This window comes from Flavobacterium piscisymbiosum (genome assembly GCF_020905295.1).
GTDB classification, from domain to species: domain Bacteria; phylum Bacteroidota; class Bacteroidia; order Flavobacteriales; family Flavobacteriaceae; genus Flavobacterium; species Flavobacterium piscisymbiosum.
Map to the genome: position 1 here is coordinate 2,503,960 of NZ_JAJJMM010000001.1, position 23,011 is coordinate 2,526,970.

Below are 23,011 nucleotides of genomic sequence, written 5' to 3' on the forward strand. Positions count from 1 at the left end.
GATAGTTTTTTAAATTATCCTGCTTTAATTTGTTATATATGTTTATTTTTTGAAAAAAAAGCGACCTAAAATTTTTTTCTTAAATAACAATCCTATATTTTTACGCAACCGATTGCAATTGTTGTTTTATTTGTAATAATGTATTTTTTAGATTAAAATTTTAAGAATAAAATTAAATAGCACATGACTTTATTGAGATTTGTTTATTTGTTTCTTTTGATTTCCTTTTCAGCTTCTGCTCAAAAGGATTATAGATTGTGGCTTCAATACGATAAGATTACAAATCTTCAAGTTACTCAGGAATATAAAATGGGGATTAAAGGAATAGTTTCTTTAGGGAATTCTGAAACTTCAACGATTTCTTTGAGAGAATTAGAATCGGGTTTGACAAATATGTTGGGAAATAAAATTGAAATCAAATCAAAAATAGAAGGAGAAAATAATTTAATTATCGGTTCTCAATCCTCTTTAAGTTCAGATATTCAAAAAAATATATTGTCTGATTTCAAAAGAATAAACAACGAAGGTTTTATTATTAAATCTATTTCATTAAAAAATAAAAAGCAGATTGTTATTACAGGAAAAAATGATGTTGGGGTTTTATATGGTGTCTATAATTTTTTAAGATTATTGCAAACTAATAAATCAATCTCAAATTTAAATGTCATTGATTCTCCTAAAATAAACCTTAGAGTATTAAATCATTGGGATAATTTAGACCGAACTGTTGAGCGCGGTTATGCGGGTTTTTCTTTATGGAATTGGCAAAAACTACCTGATTTTATTGATCAAAGATATATTGATTATGCCAGAGCTAATGCTTCGGTAGGAATAAATGGAACGGTTTTAACAAATGTAAACGCAAATGCATTGATATTAACGCCACAATATCTAGAGAAAGTGGAAGCTTTAGCCAACGTATTTAGACCATACGGAATTAAAGTGTATCTAACAGCTCGTTTTTCGGCGCCAATAGAAATTGGAGGTTTAAAAACGGCAGACCCAAAAGATGCTGCTGTTGCCAATTGGTGGAAAGAGAAAGCAAAAGAAATCTATAAGAGAATTCCTGATTTTGGTGGTTTTTTGGTAAAAGCAAACTCAGAAGGCCAGCCTGGACCACAAAATTACGGAAGAGATCATGTTGACGGTGCCAATATGTTAGCAGATGCGGTAGCACCTTTTGGAGGTGTAATTATGTGGAGAGCTTTTGTATATTCTGAACATGATGCAAATGATCGTGCCAAACAAGCTTACGCTGAATTTCAGCCTTATGATGGAAAATTTAAGGCTAATGTAATTGTTCAGGTTAAAAACGGCGCTATTGATTTTCAGCCCAGAGAACCTTTTCATCCTTTGTTTGGAGCGATGCCAAAAACGCCTATAATGATGGAGTTTCAAGTCACGCAGGAATATTTGGGTTTTAGTACGCATTTGGTTTATCTGCCAAAATTATTTCAGGAAGTTTTAGAATCAGATACTTATCAAAAAGGAAAAGGCTCAACAGTGGCTAAAGTTGTTGATGGATCATTAACCAATACAAAACTTACCGGAATAGCCGGGGTATCGAATATAGGAAACGATTTAAACTGGACTGGTCATCCTTTTGCACAGGCAAATTGGTACGGCTTTGGGAGGTTGGCCTGGAATCCGTATTTAGATGCTGAAGTTATTGCAGATGAATGGCTGAGATGTACTTTTTCGAATAATAAAAATTTTATTAATCCTATAAAAAATATGATGATAAAATCACGAGAAGCTGTAATCAATTATATGACACCGCTTGGTTTGCATCATATTATGGATACAGGCCACCATTATGGGCCGGGTCCGTGGGTTTCGGATTTATCAAGACCAGAATGGAATCCGACTTACTATCATAAAGCCGATAAAAACGGAATTGGTTTCGACCGTTCAAAAACGGGAACCAATGCCACTGCTCAATATGCAACTCAAGTCGAAAAGATTTTTGATAATCTGGAAACTTGCCCTGAACAAGATTTACTATGGTTTCATCATGTTTCCTGGGATTATAAATTAAAAAATGGTCAAACGCTTTGGAGCGGTATGGCGCTCAAATATCAGGAAGGTGTAAATCAGGTTCAGGAAATGCAGAATAGCTGGAATAAGGCAGAGAAGTATATTGATGCAGAACGTTTTAAAGAGGTTCAGATGTTATTGCAGATTCAGTATAAAGAGGCAAAATGGTGGAGGGATGCCTGTTTGCTTTATTTTCAGCAATATTCAGGAAAAGAATTGCCTGTAGGAGTTGAAAAACCAACAGAAACTTTAGAATATTTTAAATCATTAAAATTTCCGTTTGCACCAGGAAATTAATTATACAAAACAAAAAGGATGAGTACAAAAACAGCAATTGTAACTGGAGGAAATTCGGGTTTGGGGTTTGCAACCGCGAAGAAATTATGTGATAACGGAATTAAAACCTATATCATTGGAAGATCAAAAGAAAAGACTGAAGAAGCTTGTTTAGAAATTGGAGAAAATGCTATTCCGGTTTTATTTGATTTGAATGATATTGCGGGAATTCCTGCCATGATTGAAACAATAGCTAAAAATAATCCGATAGATATTCTGGTAAACAATGCCGGAATCAATCTAAAAAAAGAATTTTTGGATGTAAGCGATGAAGATTTTCTATCGATAATTCATACCAATCTTTTGAGTGTTTTTGCGGTGAGTAAAGCCGTGGTAAAAAACATGAAAGAAAATAACGGAGGAAATATCGTTAATATTAGCTCAATGGCATCACAATACGGGATTCCAAAAGTTATTGCTTATTCGGCTAGCAAAGGGGCAATCGAGTCAATGACAAGAGCTATGGCAGTAGAGTTGGCTCCGTTTGGAGTTCGTGTTAATTGCGTGGCTCCGGGTTTTATCAAAACAAAAATGTCAGCAAAAGCTTTAGACAGTGATCCTGAGAGAAAAAATAAAGTATTGGGCAGAACTCCAATGGGAATTTTGGGAGAACCATCTGATATTGCTGATGCAGTATTTTATTTTGCATCAAACGAATCTAAATTCACAACAGGAACGATATTGCCTGTCGACGGCGGCAACAGCATTGGATTTTAATTTTAAAAGGCAGGTATTATGATAAAAATGCAGCAAACAATGCGATGGTTTGGCCCTCAGGACAGCACAACTTTACTGGATATTAAACAAGCAGGAGCAACCGGAATTGTAACGGCTTTGCATCAAATTCCGGTTGGGGAAATCTGGAATATTGAAGATATTAAAGAAAGACAGCAAATAATAAAAGAGGCAGGTTTAGAATGGACCGTTGTAGAAAGTTTGCCGGTTCATGAAGAGATAAAAAGAGCAACGGGCAATTATTTACAATATATAGAAAACTATAAAATCAGTATTAAAAACTTGTCAGATTGTGGTATTAAGATCATCACGTACAATTTCATGCCTATTTTAGACTGGGTTCGTACAAATCATAATTTTATCAACGAAGATGGCAGTAAAGCGCTGTTATACAATCAGGATGCTTTTACTTATTTTGATGTTTATCTTTTAAAAAGACCAAATGCTGAGCATGATTATTCTGAAACAGAAAAAAAGAATGCATTGAAGTTTGGCAACCAACTTTCGGAAGAAGAAAAAGCATTACTGTTTAAAAATGTTTTATTAGGATTGCCGGGAAGCAAAGTCAATTTTACAGCCCAAAAAATTCTTTCGTTACTAGATGATTACGCTGATATTGATAATGTAAAACTAAGAGAAAACCTGATTTATTTTTTAACTCAAGTAGCTCCGGTTGCTTCAGAATATGGAGCGAAATTAGCGATTCATCCTGATGATCCTCCATTTTCTGTTTTAGGTTTACCCAGAATAGTTTCTACAGAAGACGATCTTAAGGCAATTTTTGAAGCGGTTCCATTCAGTTTAAATGGATTATGCTATTGTACAGGTTCTTTAGGTGCCAATCCTGATAATAATCTGGAGAGAATTATAGACGATTATGGCGATCGTATTCACTTTTTGCATCTTAGAAATACCTTCCGCGAAAGCGAAACTGTTTTTAGGGAATCAGAACATTTAAAAGGTGATACAAAGATTGAAATTATTGTAGAAAAACTTCTTTTGCTAATGAACAAAACAAAAGTGAGTCTGCCCATGCGCCCCGATCACGGATTTTTACATGCTGTTGATGAAACAAAAGAGAGTTACCCCGGATATTCTTTGACAGGACGATTAAAAGGTCTTGCCGAATTACGAGGATTAGAAATGGGAATTGCATATAAGTTAAATCAAAGTTTGAGGTAAGTATCATGGTTTATACCTGACAGGTTTCTGTTGAGTTTAGCTTTGTCAAATTTTTAAACTTTGACAAAGCTTGAATTTTACATTAGCTATGTGATTTATTTAGAATGAAATGCCTTTTTTAAGCATAAAGAAAAGCTATGGTTCTGTGTGTTTAAATATTTACATTAACTAATAAAAATTTTAAATGAACGACCATAAAACTCAATTTATATTTAGAATATTTTTACTTTTTCTTTTCGGAATCGGTACAAAATCTTATGCCATAAATCCAGAAAAATATGTAGTAAATCAGGCTTCTTCTGAAAAGTTTCCTTTGGTTTCAAAAGGAAAAATAGCTCCGGTTTTAGTAAGCAAAAATGATTTTTCAGGAGTTTTACGCGTTGTAGGTCATTTAGAAAATGATCTTTTTAAAGTTTCAGATTTACATTCAAAACAAATTAATAGAATTTCAACAGCAACAGATTACGTTGTGATTATTGGAACACTTGGTAAAAGTGAAATTATAGATCAATTAGCAAAAGAAGGTAAAATTGATGCAAATCTACTAAAAGGGAAATGGGAAAAATTTACCACTCAAATTGTAGATAATCCCGTAAAAGGAGTTAAAAAAGCATTGGTAATTGCCGGTTCTGATAAACGCGGAACAATTTACGGTATTTATGATTTATCGGGCCAGATAGGTGTTTCTCCTTGGTATTTCTGGGCCGATGTTCCCGTTAAAAAACAATCAGAATTGCATGTTTTGCCGGGTGTTCATTCTCAGGGTGAACCGAAAGTAAAATACCGTGGAATTTTTATCAATGATGAAGCTCCGGCTTTATCAGGCTGGGCATTTGAAAAATATAGCGGATTTAATGCTAAATTCTACGATAAAGTTTTTGAACTGATTTTGAGAATGAAAGGCAATTATTTGTGGCCATCGATGTGGGGAAGAATGTTTTATGTAGATGATCCTCAGAATGCAGTGTTGGCAGATGAATACGGAATTGTAATGGGAACTTCGCACCATGAACCTTTAACGAGAGCACATGCCGAATGGTCGGCTTTAGGAAAAGGAAAATGGGATTTTAGTACGAATGCTGAAAACCTAATTTCGTTCTGGAAAGACGGAGTGAAAAGAATGGGTAATAAGGAGACCATTGTAACTGTTGGGATGCGTGGCGATGGCGATGAACCCATGACACAGGGAACGGCAATTGATTTATTGGAAAATATTGTAAAAACACAAAGAAATATTATTGCAGAAGTAACCCAAAAGCCAATTGAAGAAACGCCGCAAATGTGGGCACTTTATAAAGAAGTTCAGGATTATTACGACAAAGGAATGCGCGTTCCGGATGATATTACACTTTTGTTATGTGATGATAATTGGGGAAATATCAGGAAATTGCCAGAACTCGATGCAAAACCAAGAAAAGGCGGTTACGGAATTTATTATCATTTCGATTATGTTGGAGGTCCAAGAAATTACAAATGGATCAATACGAACCAAATCGAGCGCACGTGGGAACAAATGGATTTGGCGTACCAATATGGCGTTAATAGAATATGGATTGTAAATGTGGGAGACATCAAACCTATGGAATTCCCAATTCAATTTTTTCTGGATATGGCCTGGAATCCGGAAGCTTTTAATGCGACTAATTTAGAGCAATATTATGTGCAATGGGCAAAGGAAACTTTTGCGAATCAGTATCCGGAAGAAATTGCTGAAATCATAAAATTATACACAAAATACAATGCCCGCAGAAAACCTGAATTATTAAATGCTAAAACCTATAGCATTGTAAATTATAACGAAGCAGAAAATGTTTTGGCTGATTATAAAAAACTGGTTGATAAAGCCAATAAAATTAATGATCAGTTGCAACCCGAGTATAAAGATGCTTTTTATCAATTGGTTTTATTTCCTGTTTTGGCAAGTTCTAATTTAAACGAACTTTATGTCGCAACAGCAAAAAATCAGTTGTATGCCAATCAAGGGCGAGCTTCGGCAAATTATTATGCGAAACAGGTAAAAGCACTTTTTGAGAAAGACAGTGTATTGACGAATTATTATCACACAAAACTAGCCGGAGGAAAATGGAATCATATGATGGCGCAAACGCATATTGGGTATACGAATTGGCAAGAACCTAAAACCAATGTAATTCCGCAAACAAAAGTTTTGGAGTTGTCTAATAAATCCGAAGTAGGAATTGCGACTGAGGGATCTGAAAATTATTGGATCAATAATAAACAGGAAATAATGCTAACAAGTTTAAATTCTGAAGGTAATAAAACCACTTATATCGATTTATTTAATCGCGGAACAAACCTTTTTGATTTTAAAATAACGTCTAAAAACGATTGGATTACATTCTCGAAATCAAATGGAATCATCAATGAAGAAGAAAGAATTGTGATTAGCGTCGATTGGAAAAAAGCTCCGAAAGGAAACCTGAAAAGTAAATTTGTTGTCACGGCAAACAAACAAAAATTTGATATAATTGTAAATATTAAAAATGCAGCATTAAATGAAGCTCATGGATTTGTTGAAAATAAGGGATATATTGCCATAGATGCTCAAAATTATTCAAGAGATATAAAAGGGAATAATAGTCAATGGACAACGATTCCGAATATCGGGAAAACAGGATCTGGCATAACTTTAAAACCTTCGAATATTTCTCCTGTTACAATTTCTGAACAATTGCCAAGAGTCGAATATGATGTTCATTTTTTTAGCAAGGGAGAGGTAAAAGTGCGTGCTTATTTTTCTCCAACGCTTAATTTTACAGTGCGAGACGGATTAAAATATGGAGTTTCTTTTGATGCTGAAACTCCTCAGATAATGAATTTGAATGCCGATAATTCTGAGAAAAGCTGGAATGAGTCGGTTGCTGATAATATAAAAATCATAACCTCTTTGCACAAAATTGAAAATGGAGGAAATCATGTCTTGAAATTCTACGGAATTGATCCTGCTTTAGTGCTTCAGAAGATTGTGATTGAAACCGAAACAGGTCAACTATCAGAAACTTATTTAGGGCCTCCGGAGAGTTTTAAAATAAAATGACAAAACTGGCGAAGTTGTACGTAGCTGGACCTTACAGGTTTTTAAAACCTGTAAGGTCTCACCAAAGCGATAAGTATTCAAACTATAAGTTTAAAAAAAAAGAACTATTAACTATAAACCAAAAATATGAAAATTATTAACCCTTACTTACTGGCGATTACCACATTGCTGTTGGTGAATTGTTCCCCTAAAAAAGAAGTCACTTCTTTAAAAAACAGTTACAAAGACGATTTTTACATCGGAACAGCCTTAAGCGCCAGTCAAATTGAAGAAAAAAATGCAGCCGAGGATTCACTGATTTGTAAAGAGTTCAATGCAATAACGGCCGAAAATATCATGAAATCGATGTTTGTGCATCCGCAAAAAGACAAATACGATTTTACTTTGGCAGACAAATTTGTGGCGTTTGGAGAAAAAAACAAAATGTTCATTCACGGACATACTTTGATTTGGCACAGTCAACTCGCGCCATGGATGGAAAAGATTAAGGACAGTACAGAAATGAAAGCTTTTATGAAAGATCATATCACGACGATCGTTTCTAAATATAAAGGAAAAATTAACTCCTGGGATGTTGTCAATGAAGCTTTAAACGAGGATGGAACTTTGCGAAAATCTGTTTTTTTGAATACGCTTGGCGAAAGTTATTTAGTAGATGCTTTTAAGCTGGCAGCAGCAGCAGATCCAAAAGTTGATTTGTATTATAACGATTATAATCTTGAAGAGCCTGCAAAAAGAGAAGGTGTAATTCGATTGGTGAAAAAGATCAAAGCAGCAGGCGGAAAAATTGATGGAGTAGGAAGTCAGGGACATTGGAAACTGGACAGTCCATCATTAGAAGAAATCGAAAAAAGTATTCTGGCCTATTCTGCACTTGGGGTTAAAGTTGCTTTTACAGAATTAGATATTACCGTTTTACCCAATCCGTGGGATTTGAAAGGAGCAGATGTGAATCAGAATTTTGAAGGAAACCCAAAAATGAATCCATATCCTGAAACACTTCCGGATTCTGTTCAGACAAAATTAGCGCAGCGTTATGCCGATATTTTTAAGCTTTTCCTGAAACATAAAGAGAAAATTAGCAGGGTAACCTTTTGGGGCGTTCATGACGGACAATCTTGGTTGAACGACTGGCCAATAAAAGGCAGAACAAACTACCCATTATTGTTTGATACAAAGCTGCAGCCTAAAAAAGCGTACAACAGTGTTATGCAGTTAAAAGAAGGAAAAGAATAATTTTTGAGCTAAATAAGACCTTCTTTTTGAAAATTATTTTACAATCGGTTGTTTTTGAAAATATTATTGAAATAAAGCAAACTAAATTTGCATAATATGTTTTTTTAGCTAATTTTACACAACCGATTGTTTAAAATGAACAGACTTGTTTTTAGAGCATTACATGAATAAAAGGAACGGGAAAAAATGATAAAATAAATTCTTATTATTATAAAAGCAAAAAGCAGTTTTTGATTTTAAACTAACCAAAATAACCACAAACCAATAATGAATTACATTTCTCAAAAATTATCCGTTAAAGAAAAAATCGGATACAGCTTAGGTGACTTGGCAGCAAATTTAGTTTTTCAGACCCTGATGACCTATCTGGCTTATTTTTATACAGATATCTACGGATTGTCGCCTACAGATTCTTCAATTATTATGTTGGTTGTGGGGCTAATTGCGGCTTTTATTTTTAACCCTATTATTGGTGTTCTGGCAGACAGAACCAATACAAAATGGGGGAAGTTCAGACCCTGGATTTTAATTACGGCAATACCATTGGGTGTGATTGCTTTACTGGCTTTTTCTACACCTGATTTTTCGTATCACGGAAAAGTAATTTACGCCGTTGTAACCTATACATTATTATTGCTTTTTTATGCCAGTAACAATTTGCCCTATTCTGCGCTAAGCGGAGTAATTACAGGCGATATGAGCGAAAGAAACAGTTTGTCATCGTACCGTTTTGTAGCGGTAATGTTTGCGCAGTTTTTTGTTCAGGTTTTTATGCTCGGCATCATTAAAAGTGCCGGAAATGGAGACAAAGCGATTGGTATCGAAAAAGTTATGACCGCTTTGGCCATTATTGGTACGATCATGTTGTTGATCACTTTTTTGACTACGAAAGAACGTATTATCCCAAAACCGGAGCAAAAATCAAGTATCAAAGAAGACTTAAGCGATTTAATGAAGAATAAGCCGTGGGTAATTATGTTGACTTTGACAACATTGGTATTCATAACTCTGGCGATGAAAGGCGGTGCTTATGTGTATTATTTTGAGAATTATGTCAACAAAGAACAATTGGCGATTTTCATCCAGCCTATTCTGGATATTTTATCAAATATAGGATTAAACCATTTTGGGAATGATCCCGTTTCAGCAGGATTTGGTTTGTTTAATGCCGGCGGAATCATTTTTATGATCGTGGGAATTACATTGTCTAAAAATCTGGCGGATACATACGGAAAACGAAACATTTTTGGATTGTTTTTATTCATTTCGACTTTGTTTATCATGGCGTTTTATTTCTTTCCGCCCACTTCTATTGGTTTGATATTTTTCTCTCAAATCTTTCACGGATTTTTCTACGGGATCACAATTCCACTGCTTTGGGCGATGATTGCTGATGTTGCAGATTACTCAGAATGGCTCAACAACCGTCGTGCTACGGCGATAATATTCTCTGCCATGATGGTAGGATTAAAGGCAGGTTTGAGTATTGGAGGATCTTTAACGACTTTATTTTTAGGCTATTTTCATTATGTGCCCAATTCGTTAACGCAAACTGCAACCGCGATAAACGGAATAAAATTATTGGTGAGTATTTTTCCTGCTATTCCATTTTTGGTTGGAGTTGGTTTATTGTTTTTCTATAAAATAAATAAAAAAATGGAAGAGGAGATAGAAGCCGATTTAAAAGAAAGAAGAACTTAATTATTTAAAATAAAATCTAAAAAACGACTATGCCTGAAGATAGTATTGAACAAATTAATTTTGAACAAATTAATAAATTAGCCATTTCGAAACCTTTAGTTTCGCACATGTACACGGCTGATCCATCGGCGCATGTATTCAACGGGAAAATTTATATTTATCCTTCGCATGATATCGATGCCGGGATTCCATTTAATGATAATGGCGATCATTTTGGTATGGAAGATTATCATGTTTTTTCGATGGAAGATATTCATTCAGAAGTTGTAGACAATGGTGTTGCTTTGCATGTACATGAAGTTGCCTGGGCCGAAAAACAAATGTGGGCGCCGGATGCGGCCTGCAAAAACGGAAAGTATTATTTGTATTTCCCTGCAAAACGTGCCAATGGCATTTTCCAGATTGGTGTTGCTATAAGCGATTCTCCGGTTGGGCCTTTTTTGCCGGAACCAGATGCCATAAAAGGAAGTTACAGTATCGATCCGGCTGTTTTTGAGGACGAAGACGGGAAACATTATATTTATTTTGGCGGAATTTGGGGCGGACAGCTTCAAAAGTACCGAAACAATAAATACGATCAAAATCACGAGGAACCAACAGGAAATGAACCTGCCTTAGGGCCAATAGTTGCTTTGCTTAAAGACGATATGCTGGAGTTTGCCGAAGATCCGAAAGAAATAAAAATTCTGGATAAAAATGGAGCAATCTTGTCAGCGGGAGATAATGAACGTCGTTTTTTCGAAGCTTCCTGGGTACATAAATACAACGATAAATATTATTTCTCCTATTCTACCGGTGATACACATTTTATCTGTTACGCCATAGGAGATAATCCGTATGGGCCTTTTACGTATCAGGGACGAATCCTGAATCCCGTTGTAGGCTGGACTTCGCATCATTCGATTTGTAAAGTCGGGAACGAATGGTATTTGTTTTATCACGATTCGAGCTTGTCAAAAGGAGTGACGCATTTAAGAAGTATGAAAGTAACCAAAATCGATTATACCGAAGATGGTTCGATCGTGACCATAGATCCATACGGGATTAGAAGAATGATCGATTAGATTTCTGTTGATTGAAAATAGTAGTAATATGTTTAAATTTTATTTTCTATGGAAAAAGGAGATGAAAAAGGGAAGGATACCGCCAGTCAATATATTACAAACAGAATAGAAATTGATTGTGTGATATTTAATTTTGAACAAGAAAGCCTGAAGGTTTTGCTGGTCAAACAAAAAGACAATCAGGGCAATATAAATTGGGAACTGGCAAATGATTATATCAAAGAGGGGGAAACTATTTCGAGTACTGCTCAAAATATTCTAAAAAAATATATGGGCGTTGATAATTTCTTTCTCGAACAATTAAAAGCGTTTGGTTATCCGTCGCGATCATCCTCTCAGGAAGATATTTCTATAGGATATTATGCGATGGTAAAAAGAGATATCGACGATTTAGAAAATGATATTTTTAATCCAAATGTTGTGTGGATTGGCATTAACGAAATTTCAGGTTTAAGCGATAAACATAAAATAATTTTAGATTATAGTTTAAAAGAACTGAGAAAGAATATTTGTAAAAGCGCGATTGGATTTAATTTGTTACCGGAAAAATTTACTTTGCTGCAGGTCATGCATCTTTATGAAGAAATTCTGGGAATCGAAATCAATAAATCTAATTTTAGAAGAAAGATATTGCAAATGGATCTGATACAGGATTCTAACGAGAAAGAAGAAGCGGTCTCGCACAGAGCTGCCAGATTTTACAGCGTCAATTTGCAGCAACACGAAATGTTGGCACACAGAGAACTTAATTTTAATTTTTAAAGAGCTGTTTCAGATAAAGATATGTTTAAAATAAAGAGTATAAGTTTTAAGATCGTACTTGTAATCAGTTTAATGATTACTATTTCGTCGTGTAAAAAAATTTCGCAGAATTCACAACCGATTGTGTACCCGGAGTACGCCGCTTTTGATTGGTTTGATTACAAAGGAAAAGATGATGCTTATGCAAATATATCGAAATCTGAGAGCGAATATTGGAATCCCATTTTGGCTGGATTTTATCCGGACCCTACCATTTGCAGGGTTGAAGATAAATTTTATTTGGTAAATTCTTCGTTCTGTTATTTCCCTGGATTGCCCATTTTTGAAAGTACCGATTTGGTCAATTGGAAACAAATAGGAAATATTATTGATCGTCCGGAACAGGCTAATTTTGGTAATTCGAGATTATCAGGCGGAATGTACGCGCCAACTCTTCGTTATCATAACGGAACATTTTATGTTATTTGTACCAATGTAAGCGGAGGTGGAAATTTTATCGTTACGGCTAAAAATCCGGCTGGCCCGTGGTCGAATCCAATGGTTATTCCGGGTGTTGACGGAATTGATCCGGATATCTTTTTTGATGATGACGGAAAATTGTATATCACACATAATGGTCCGCCGCCAAACAATATTTCGGTTCATGACGGACATCGTGCAATTTATATGTTCGAATATGATTTAGCAAAGCAAAAGATTATTGGGGAATCAAAATTGGTGATTAACGGAGGGACAGATATGGCGATAAAACCTGTCTGGATCGAAGGTCCGCATGTGATTAAAAAGAATGGATTTTATTATATGATTTGTGCACAGGGCGGAACGGGCTACAATCATTCTGAAGTAGTTTTTAGAAGTAAAAACATTTACGGACCGTATGAAAGTTATAGCAATAACCCCATAATGACACAATCGCATTTAGACCCAAATCGTAAAAATGAAGTTTCGACAACGGGACATGCTGATTTTGTAGAACTGCCCAACGGAGATTGGTGGGCTGTGTTTTTGGGCTGCAGACCTTACGGAATGGATTTGTATAATACAGGAAGAGAAACGTTTATGATGCCGGTAGAATGGAAAAATGACTGGCCAACAATTGTAGATGGAAACAAAGCAATCCCGATGGTTAATAAACGGCCGAATTTGCCACTTTCGAAAGAGAAAATAGCGCCAATGAGCGGGAATTTTGTTTCGCATGATGACTTTAACGACAATAAATTAGATTTAAAATGGAATTTTATTAGAACGCCTTCTGAAAAATGGTACGATTTGAAAGATGGAAAACTGTTCATGAAGCCGAGAAAAGAATCTATTCATACCGAAACTAATTTTTCTTTTATTGGAAGAAGACAACAGCATTTAAAATTTGAAGCTTCGACAAAATTAGAATTTGCGCCAAAAGATACTTTGGAAACTGCAGGTTTGGTCGCTTTTCAGAATGAGAAACATTATTTATTGATTGGGAAAAGACTGAAAGGAGACGGAAAAACGGAAGTTTTTTTAGAGAGAACGGCAAGTAAAATTCAGAAGGGTAAACCTGAAATTGTTGCTAAAAAGGAGCTTGAAGCCAATGCAAAAGAGCTTTTCGTAAAAATAGAGGGAAAAGGCAGGTATTATGATTTTTATTATAAAACGGCAGAAAAAAGCGAATGGATTTTATTGTCTAAAGATGTTGACGGAATTATATTGAGTACAAAAGAAGCAGAAGGATTTGTGGGGACTTATTTGGCAATGTATACGTCGAGTCATCATTTTTAATGAAGTTGTAAATTCAGTTGTGTCAGTTCTGTTTTTAATAACGATTGAATGAGGGGATATTATTCAATGTCATTAAGTTATATTTAGAAAAAAAATAATCTCGCAAAGGCGCTAAGATGCAAAGTTTAAAAACAATATTGTCATTTCGATCCCGAAGCCTCGGGAGAGAAATTCTCGCGAGATGTTAGACAAAGTTTGGATTCTCGTTGCGGAGTTATTTACGGAGATTTATTTCGTTTGTTCGCTATCGTTAGAGTCTCCTTACGTTGCAATGACAACAATGTGTTTAGCAGAGGTTTGCGTGAGGGATAGCAGCGAAAAGCCCACAGCCTGACGAAGGAAGAGCGAGGACTTGTAGCGAATAGCCCGGCCCGGAGGGACACGCCCAAGTTGTTAGTATTTAAATGATTAAGAAGATAATATTTAACATAAATACTATTTTTTACAAAAGATGATTGCTTATATTAGCATACCAGAACAGAACAGTATGATGAGCGAAAATATAGAGAAATTTGTCTTTACAATAAATCATGAGAGTGATATTCCGAAATACCAGCAATTGGTTAACGGAATTAATAATGCGATTGCGGAGAATATTTTGCAAAAGGGCGATTTGCTGCCGTCGGTGAATAGTATTTGTAAAACGAATCAGTTATCGAGGGACACGGTTTTTAAGGCATATTCTATTTTAAAGGATCAAAAAAGTATTGATTCTGTGCCAAATAAAGGATATTATGTATCTGGCGAAACCAGAAAAGTACTTTTGGTATTGGATACTTTTAAGGCGTATAAGGAGGTTCTGTATCATTCGTTTGTGAATAATCTGGCAGATAATGTGATTACGGATGTGCAGTTTCATCATTATAATATTGATGTTTTTAAAACGATCATTAATAACAGTGTTGGGAAGTATTATAAATATGTGGTGATGAATTTTGATGACAAAGAAGTGTCGCCAACTTTAGATGTAATTGCCAATGAAAAGCTGTTGCTGATTGACTGGAACATTCATACAAAGAAGCAAAATAATTATGTTTTTCAGGATTTTGGAAAAGCATTTTATAACGCTTTGGAAGATGCGGTTGATTTGTTTAAAAAGTATAAAAGTATTCAGTTTGTTTATCCGGATTATACAAATCATCCAAAGGAAACACTGGAGTTTTTTAAAAAGTTTTGCGTTGATTTTAAGTTTGAATATGAAGTTATTACAGATGCCAAAAAGTTTAATATACAAAAAGGAATTGCTTATATCAGTGTGAGTGATCGAATTTTAGGTCACTTTTTGGAACAATGTAAAGAACGGGATTTAGAACCCGGAACTGATGTTGGTTTTTTGTCTTATAACGAAACGCCAATGAAGAAATTTATATACAAAGGGATTTCGGTTATTTCGACTGATTTCAAGGAATTAGGCACAAAAGCAGCCGCGTTTATTACGCACGATGAGGTTGTTCAGTGTTATGTGGCAACGAATTTAATAATAAGAGAATCATTATAAGTTATGTATTATATAGGATATGATATTGGGAGTTCTTCGGTCAAGGTTGCCTTGGTAGAAGCCGAAACAGGAAAAAAAATAATCGTTTTACATGAACCGCAAAACGAAATGGAAATTGTGTCATTGCATCCGGATTGGGCAGAGCAGGATCCTGAAATTTGGTGGCAGCACATTTGTGTGGCAACTAAAAGGGCGATTCGGGAAGCTAACATTGAGGCTTCTAAAATTCAGGGAATTGGTATATCCTATCAAATGCACGGACTCGTTATTGTGGATAAAACACGCAACCCATTGCGTAATGCGATCATTTGGTGTGACAGTCGTGCGGTTGAAATTGGGGATAAAGCTTTTGCTGATTTAGGACAGGAAAAATGCATGCAGCATTTGTTGAATTCTCCGGGAAATTTTACAGCATCGAAACTAAAATGGGTGAAAGAAAATGAACCGGAAATTTATAATCAGGTTTATAAATATATGTTGCCTGGAGATTATATAGCGTATAAACTGACAGGTGATATTACGACCACAAAAAACGGTTTATCTGAAGGTATGCTTTGGGATTATCAGGAAAACAAAGTGGCCAATTGGTTGCTGGATTATTACGGAATCGATCCATCGTTAACACCGGATATTGTAGAGAATTTTACGAATCAGGGTGTTTTAAACGAAAAAGGTTCAAAAGAATCCGGACTTCCTGTAGGTATTCCGGTGGTGTACAGAGCGGGAGATCAGCCCAATAATGCGTTGTCACTGAATGTACTAAATCCGGGAGAAGTTGCTGCAACAGGCGGAACTTCCGGTGTGTTTTATGCTGTGGGCGAAATATCTGAAGGAAAAAGTACAAGAGTTAACAGTTTTGTGCACGTAAATTATGAATTGGAAACTCCGCGAGTTGGTAAATTATTAAACATCAACGGAGCCGGAATTCAGTACCGTTGGTTGCGAAATAATATGGGCGACGAAACCTATGAATCGATGAATAGAAAGGCGTCGAAAATAAGCATAGGTTCAGATGGAGTAGTGGTGATTCCGTTTGGGAATGGAGCTGAGCGTATGTTTAATAACAAAAACATCGGAACGCATTTCTTGAATCTGAATTTGAATATTCATAATAGTGCACATTTGTTCAGGGCTTCATTAGAAGGAATTGCTTTTTCGTTTGTGTACGGAATGGAATGCTTAAAAGATGATAATGCGACTATAAACGTGATTAGGGCGGGGAATGATAATTTGTTTCGCTCAGAGATTTTCTCTAATACGGTGGCGACATTAATTGGTCATGAAATTGAAATTTACAACACAACAGGAGCAGTTGGAGCGGCAAGGGCTGTAGGTTTAAAAGATGGCGATTACAATAAATTTGGCTCGAGTATTACGACCAATGATCATGTAATGACTTTTTTACCGCTTAAAAACAAAGAGCCTTATGACAAGGCTTATCAAAAATGGAAACAAGAATTAGAATTTATATTAACACATAAAAAATAAAGAAATGGTAGTTTTAGGAAATAAAGAATACTATAAAGGTATTGGTCAAATTAAATTTGAAGGAAAGGATTCTGATAATCCGTTAGCATTTAAATACTATAATCCGGATCAGGTTGTAGCGGGAAAAACAATGCGCGAGCACTTTAGATTTGCCATTGCATATTGGCATACCTTCTGCGGACAAGGAAGTGATCCGTTTGGTCCGGGAACTCAAAATTTTGCATGGGATCAGTCATCAGATCCTATTCAGGCAGCGAAAGATAAAGCCGATGCTGCTTTTGAATTTATCAGTAAAATGGGTTTCGATTATTTCTGTTTTCATGATTATGATTTAATTGCAGAAGGTCCAACTTTTGCAGAATCAGAAAAACGTTTGGCTACCATTACGGAATATTTAAAACAGAAAAAAGCCGAATCCGGGATTAAATTGCTTTGGGGAACTTCAAACTGTTTTTCGAACCCGAGATTCATGAACGGAGCAGCGACAAATCCTGATTTTAATGTAGTGGCAAGAGCGGGAGGTCAGGTAAAACTGGCTTTGGACGCTACAATTGCATTAGATGGAGAAAATTATGTTTTCTGGGGCGGACGTGAAGGTTATATGTCGTTATTGAATACAGATATGGGAAGAGAATTAGACCATATGGCACAATTCCTGGCTATGTCCAGAGATTACGCAAGATCGCAAGGTTTTAAAGGGACTTTCTTTATCGAGCCAAAACCAATGGAACCATCAAAACACCAATACGATTTTGACTCGGCAACCGCCATTGGATTCTTGAAAGAATATGGTTTAGATAAAGATTTTAAAATTAATATCGAAGTAAACCACGCAACATTGGCACAACATACTTTTCAGCATGAACTAGAAGTAGCTGCAAAAGCAGGAATGTTAGGAAGTATTGACGCTAATAGAGGTGATTATCAAAACGGTTGGGATACGGACCAGTTTCCAAATAATATTCAGGAAACTACAGAGGCGATGTTGGTATTCTTAAAAGCAGGAGGACTGCAAGGCGGAGGTGTAAACTTTGATGCCAAAATCAGAAGAAATTCAACAGATCTTGAGGATGTTTTCCTGGCACATATTGGTGGCGCTGATACTTTTGCAAGAGCTTTATTGACAGCTGATAAAATTATTACTTCTTCTCCTTATGAAAAACTGAGAAAAGAAAGATACAGTTCATTCGATTCTGGAAAAGGAAAAGACTTCGCCGATGGGAAATTAAATTTGAAAGATTTGTATGCTATCGCACATGATAATGGAGAATTAAACCTTCAAAGTGGAAAACAAGAATTGTTTGAAAATATTATCAATCAATATATCTAGTATAAGAAGAGCTAACAGGTTTTTTTAAATCTGTTAGGTCTCAATTAAAAACAATCTGGTGGGAAATATTATCAAAAATAATTAATGTGATAGCTATAGGAGGTTATTTTTTTTTGGATGCTATTTTAAAAACAAAATGATTATTTTTTTAGATGAATGAAGAGAATGTGTATTGCGATTATGACGATTTTTTTAGTTTGAATTCAGGAAATAGATTGAAGGTTTAGTTACTGTTTTCTAATTCTTAAATTGAAAAAAAGTCAGTTTGATAAAATAATAAAGAGTTATTTTTTATTGAATGTTTTTTGAAGAATAAATCTAAAATACACATTTTCTCTCACTACAACTTTACTTAGACGTAGCAATGCGTCTCTATAAACAACCTTAAACCAAAAACTATGAAATTTTTTATAGATACTGCTAATCTCGAAGACATAAAAGAAGCTCAGGCTTTGGGAGTTCTGGATGGCGTTACTACAAATCCGTCTTTGATGGCCAAAGAAGGCATTACAGGAAAAGACAATATCCTGAAACATTATCTGAACATTTGCAATATTGTAGACGGAGATGTTTCGGCAGAAGTTATTTCGACAGACTTTGAAGGAATGATTAAAGAAGGAGAGGAGCTTGCTGCTTTACATCCTCAAATTGTGGTGAAATTACCCATGATTGCAGAGGGGGTAAAAGCCTGTAAATATTTCTCGTCTAAAGGTATCAGAACCAATGTTACTTTGGTATTTTCGGCAGGGCAAGCTTTGCTGGCTGCAAAAGCGGGAGCAACTTATGTGTCACCTTTTTTAGGAAGACTGGACGATATCTCGACAGACGGAATGCATTTAATTGCAGAGATCAGAGAAATTTACGATAATTACGATTATCAGACACAAATACTTTCGGCTTCGATAAGGCATACTATGCATATTGTAAACTGTGCAAAAGTGGGATCAGATGTTATGACAGGACCACTTTCTGCGATTAAAGGATTGCTAAAACATCCATTAACAGATATTGGTCTGAATCAATTTATAGAAGATGCTAAAAAGATGAAATTGTAAGTTTTTTAAGCTGAATAAAATTACATTTTAGTTACAATTTGTGTAATAAATTACAAACTCCTTTCAATTCATTTTGAAGGGAGTTTTGTGCTTTTATGAGCAACCGATTGTTTGTTTTTGTTTTTTTGAATGTTTAGCACATTAATAGCTAAAATGTTGTTATTGAATAACCTAAAACCTCATATTCTTTCTATTATTGGATGTTTTTTGCAGGTTTTACTTCCTTGTTTTTGTAATTCAATTTTGATTAAAATCACTTCAATAAAAAAAATAACTGCTTTTTTACTTTTTATGTTTTTTTTAAGGTTTTAGTCCAAATGATTTGATATCTCTAACGTTTTCGTAACTCGAAATGCTTATTTTAAGATATATTCAATATTTTATAATTTAAAATAAGTTATACGTTTTTTTTAAGGTATATTTTTTAATAATTCGAAATAAAAATTAACGCAACCGATTGTGTGTTGTTGTTTTTTGTATATATTTGTTTTTAAAAAGGCTTGTAAAGTACTTTTTTTCATAAAGGCAAATACATACTATAAGTCTTCAAAACAAAAACTAACTAAACCATACTATTAACTAATTAAACCAATTATTTATGACTAACTTTTTAATTACTAAAAGCAAATCAAAATACTTTAAAAATCTGGGTTACCTGATCCTGATGTTCGTATTTTCTGCCGCTGTAAATGCTCAAACAAAGGTATCAGGAACAGTTTCGGATAGCAATGGGCCAATACCCGGAGTAAATATTATTGTAAAGGGAAGTAACATCAATACCGTTTCTAATTTTGACGGAACTTACTCTATTAACGCACCTTCTTCTGGAATTCTGGTCTATAGCTTTATAGGTTACAAAGCAAAAGAAATCGCGATCGCTAATAAAAGTAAAATTGATGTAGTACTTGAAGAAGACTTAAACAATCTAAAAGAAGTTGTTGTAGTAGGATACGGTACCATGAAAAGAGGAGATTTAACCGGTGCTGTTTCTTCGGTAAGTAGTGCCGCAGTAACACAATCTGTAGCAACAACAATCGATCAGGTTTTACAAGGACGCGCTGCAGGGGTCAATATTCAGCAGAATAATGGTGCTCCGGGTTCGAGTTCTTCTGTTCGTATTCGTGGTATAAGTTCGATTACAGGATCTAATGAACCTATTTATGTTATAGATGGTGTTGTAATCGATGGGTCAACAGGTTCTATGAATGCAAATCCGCTTGCGGGAATAAATCCATCAGACATTCTTTCGATGGATGTTTTAAAAGATGCTTCTGCAACGGCTATCTATGGATCAAGAGCGGCAAATGGAGTTATTATGATTACCACCAAAACAGGAAAAAAAGGAGAACTTACCCTGAATTTTGATAGTTATGTAGGGTGGCAGGAAATTCCAAAACAATTGCAAGTCCTTAATCTTAGAGAATACGGAACATTAAAAAATACCCGTGCAGATCTGGGAATTGTAGAAAGGGACAATAATTTTATCAGGCCTGATTTATTGGGTGACGGTACAAACTGGCAAAACGAATTATTTACAACCGCTATGATGCAGAGTTATAATTTATCTGCTTCAGGCGGATCAGATAATACGACTTATGCTTTAGGAATTGGATATCTGGATCAGGATGGTATTGCAATTGGTTCCTCATTTAACCGTTTCAATCTTAGAGGAGTTATAGATTCTCAGGTAAAAAGTTATTTAAAACTTGGAGTAAATCTGGCAGTTAATAAAACAGAACAAGTAACAACATTTACAGATGGTTCATTAATCCTTACAGCACTTAAGCAAACGCCAAATGTTGCTGCCCGTAATGCCGATGGTACTTTTGACGGACCTGATACAACTGAGTTTGTTCAAAATAACCCGTTAGGTTTGGCTTTAATGAGAGACAATCATAACGAGAATTATGGTATAAGAGGAAATACCTATGCAGAGATCAGTTTTTCTAAAAGCTTAAAGGTTAAATCGCAATACTCTCTAGATTATGGTTTTGGCAATAATTACACATTTAATCCATCGTATGCTTTTGGTGCACTTGTAAATGATGTAAGAGAAGGTACAAGAGCAAAAACGCTAAGTCAAAACTGGATTTGGAATAATCTTTTAACCTACAATAAAAGTTTTGGTATTCACACTGTAAACGTTATGTTGGGTCAGGAAATGCAGGAACAACATTGGGAAAATCTTTCGGGTTACCGTTCAGGATATATTACAAACGGAGCAACTGATTTGGATGCTGGTGATCCTACGACAGCAAGAAATTCAAACGGAAGTTCTACAAGAGCGCTTAGTTCTTATTTTGGAAGAGTATTTTATTCCTTTAATGATAAATATTTGCTAACAGGTACAATTAGAAGAGATGGTTCTTCTCAGTTTGCCGAAGACAATCGTTGGGATTGGTTTCCGTCAGCAGCATTGGCCTGGAAAGTTTCAAATGAAAACTTCTTAAAAGATAATAAAACAATTAATAATTTGAAACTGCGATTAGGTTGGGGTATTGTAGGTAATCAAAGTGTTCCTAATTATGCTTATACGTCAGTTTACGGTACTTCTGCAACCAATTGGGGAAGCGGTCAAATTGCAACTAACACAGCAAATCCTGATCTGGGATGGGAAAAAACCAAATCCAGTAATATTGGTTTAGACCTGGGACTTTTTAATAACAGAATCGAACTTATTGCTGATGTTTATTATAAAAAAACAGACGGATTACTGCTTGATTTAGCACTTCCAGCTTATGCCGGAACATCTGGACAAGGTTCTACAGCTCCTCCAACATTCAATATTGGAGCTCTTGAAAACAAAGGTTTTGAATTTACATTGAATACTATAAACATGCAGAGAAATGATTTTAGCTGGAAATCTAATTTCGTTTTTTCTATGAACAGAAGCAAAGTTCTGGCGCTTAATACAGAATCCGGAGTTTATAATATGACGCTGCAGCAAGGTTCTGATGTAACTGTGGTTACGCGTACTGCGGTGGGGCAGCCAATAGGACAATTTTACGGATATAAAGTAATAGGCCGCTTTGAGAAAGCTACAGATTTTTATTATAAGGATAAAGACGGCGTAGTTAAACCAACTGCTTTACCTGAAGGAATGGCCATTGGAGAAAACGGTGTATGGATTGGGGATTATATGTTTGAAGATGTAAATAAAGATGGTGTTATTAACGAAAAAGATACCGGCTATATTGGTAATCCGGCCCCTGATTTTACTTTTGGTATCGGGAATACGTTCTCATTTCTTGGATTTGATGTGAATATATTATTTACCGGATCTTATGGTAACGATGTCTTAAACTATCAAAGACGCTGGTTAGAAAACCCACGCGAAAACACCAATTTATTAAAATCGGCTTTGGGATATGCCCAGTTAGATTTAATCGATCCAAACGGGCCAAACGATTATCGTAACGTGCAAATCGTGGGTGGTGATCCTTATATGCCAAGAATTGGAGCTTCATCTGCATCATCTGCATCTAACTATCGTTTGAGTAATCGATTTGTAGAAGATGGTTCTTATGTAAGATTAAAAAATATTTCGATAGGCTATAATTTGCCAAAGAAATTATACTCAAAATACGGTATCTCTAATATCAAAGTATATTCTAATGCACAAAACGTATTAACATTTACAAAGTACAAAGGTTATGATCCGGAAGTAGGTTCTATTAATCAAAATGTTCTTTTGACCGGTATTGACAACGGACGTTATCCGTCGCCAATAATTACTACACTTGGATTAAATGTTAATTTCTAAAATACTAC

General features: G+C 35.2%; 14 protein-coding genes. All 14 read left to right on the forward strand.

Annotation, left to right across the window (positions count from 1 at the left end; translation table 11 throughout):
* Window positions 1-183 precede the first annotated feature (183 nt).
* Window positions 184-2,334, forward strand: coding sequence for an alpha-glucuronidase family glycosyl hydrolase (locus LNP81_RS11060; protein WP_230035771.1), 2,151 nt, complete (start codon window positions 184-186; stop codon window positions 2,332-2,334).
* An 18-nt stretch (window positions 2,335-2,352) separates the two neighbouring features.
* Window positions 2,353-3,090, forward strand: coding sequence for an SDR family NAD(P)-dependent oxidoreductase (locus tag LNP81_RS11065; protein ID WP_230035773.1), 738 nt, complete (start codon window positions 2,353-2,355; stop codon window positions 3,088-3,090).
* 27 nt (window positions 3,091-3,117) lie between these two features.
* Window positions 3,118-4,290: a mannonate dehydratase gene (gene uxuA / locus LNP81_RS11070; RefSeq protein WP_230040900.1), complete on the forward strand. Its 1,173-nt coding sequence runs from the start codon at window positions 3,118-3,120 to the stop codon at window positions 4,288-4,290.
* Between the two features lie 184 nt (window positions 4,291-4,474).
* Window positions 4,475-7,348 (forward strand): glycosyl hydrolase 115 family protein, encoded by a 2,874-nt coding sequence (locus LNP81_RS11075; RefSeq protein WP_230035775.1) that lies wholly within the window; start codon window positions 4,475-4,477, stop codon window positions 7,346-7,348.
* Between the two features lie 126 nt (window positions 7,349-7,474).
* Complete coding sequence (locus tag LNP81_RS11080; protein WP_230035777.1) at window positions 7,475-8,584, forward strand: endo-1,4-beta-xylanase; 1,110 nt, start codon at window positions 7,475-7,477, stop codon at window positions 8,582-8,584.
* 267 nt (window positions 8,585-8,851) lie between these two features.
* A complete protein-coding gene (locus LNP81_RS11085) occupies window positions 8,852-10,285 on the forward strand; it encodes an MFS transporter (protein WP_230035779.1) in 1,434 nt (477 codons plus the stop codon).
* 29 nt (window positions 10,286-10,314) lie between these two features.
* Window positions 10,315-11,349: a glycoside hydrolase family 43 protein gene (locus LNP81_RS11090; protein ID WP_230035781.1), complete on the forward strand. Its 1,035-nt coding sequence runs from the start codon at window positions 10,315-10,317 to the stop codon at window positions 11,347-11,349.
* 48 nt (window positions 11,350-11,397) lie between these two features.
* Window positions 11,398-12,111, forward strand: a complete 714-nt coding sequence (locus LNP81_RS11095; protein WP_230035783.1) for an NUDIX hydrolase — start codon at window positions 11,398-11,400, stop codon at window positions 12,109-12,111.
* Window positions 12,112-12,132: 21 nt separating this feature from the next.
* Complete coding sequence (locus LNP81_RS11100) at window positions 12,133-13,869, forward strand: glycoside hydrolase family 43 protein (protein WP_230035785.1); 1,737 nt, start codon at window positions 12,133-12,135, stop codon at window positions 13,867-13,869.
* Between the two features lie 490 nt (window positions 13,870-14,359).
* Window positions 14,360-15,367 carry a GntR family transcriptional regulator gene (locus LNP81_RS11105; RefSeq protein WP_230040902.1) on the forward strand — a complete coding sequence of 336 codons (1,008 nt, stop codon included), beginning with the start codon at window positions 14,360-14,362 and terminating at the stop codon, window positions 15,365-15,367.
* A 3-nt stretch (window positions 15,368-15,370) separates the two neighbouring features.
* On the forward strand, window positions 15,371-16,855 hold the full coding sequence (locus tag LNP81_RS11110; RefSeq protein WP_230035787.1) for a xylulokinase: 1,485 nt from the start codon (window positions 15,371-15,373) through the stop codon (window positions 16,853-16,855).
* A 4-nt stretch (window positions 16,856-16,859) separates the two neighbouring features.
* Window positions 16,860-18,185, forward strand: a complete 1,326-nt coding sequence (gene xylA, locus LNP81_RS11115; protein WP_230035789.1) for a xylose isomerase — start codon at window positions 16,860-16,862, stop codon at window positions 18,183-18,185.
* Between the two features lie 398 nt (window positions 18,186-18,583).
* On the forward strand, window positions 18,584-19,240 hold the full coding sequence (gene fsa / locus LNP81_RS11120) for a fructose-6-phosphate aldolase (RefSeq protein ID WP_230035791.1): 657 nt from the start codon (window positions 18,584-18,586) through the stop codon (window positions 19,238-19,240).
* A gap of 598 nt (window positions 19,241-19,838) precedes the next feature.
* Window positions 19,839-23,003: a SusC/RagA family TonB-linked outer membrane protein gene (locus LNP81_RS11125; protein WP_230035793.1), complete on the forward strand. Its 3,165-nt coding sequence runs from the start codon at window positions 19,839-19,841 to the stop codon at window positions 23,001-23,003.
* Window positions 23,004-23,011: the final 8 nt, after the last annotated feature.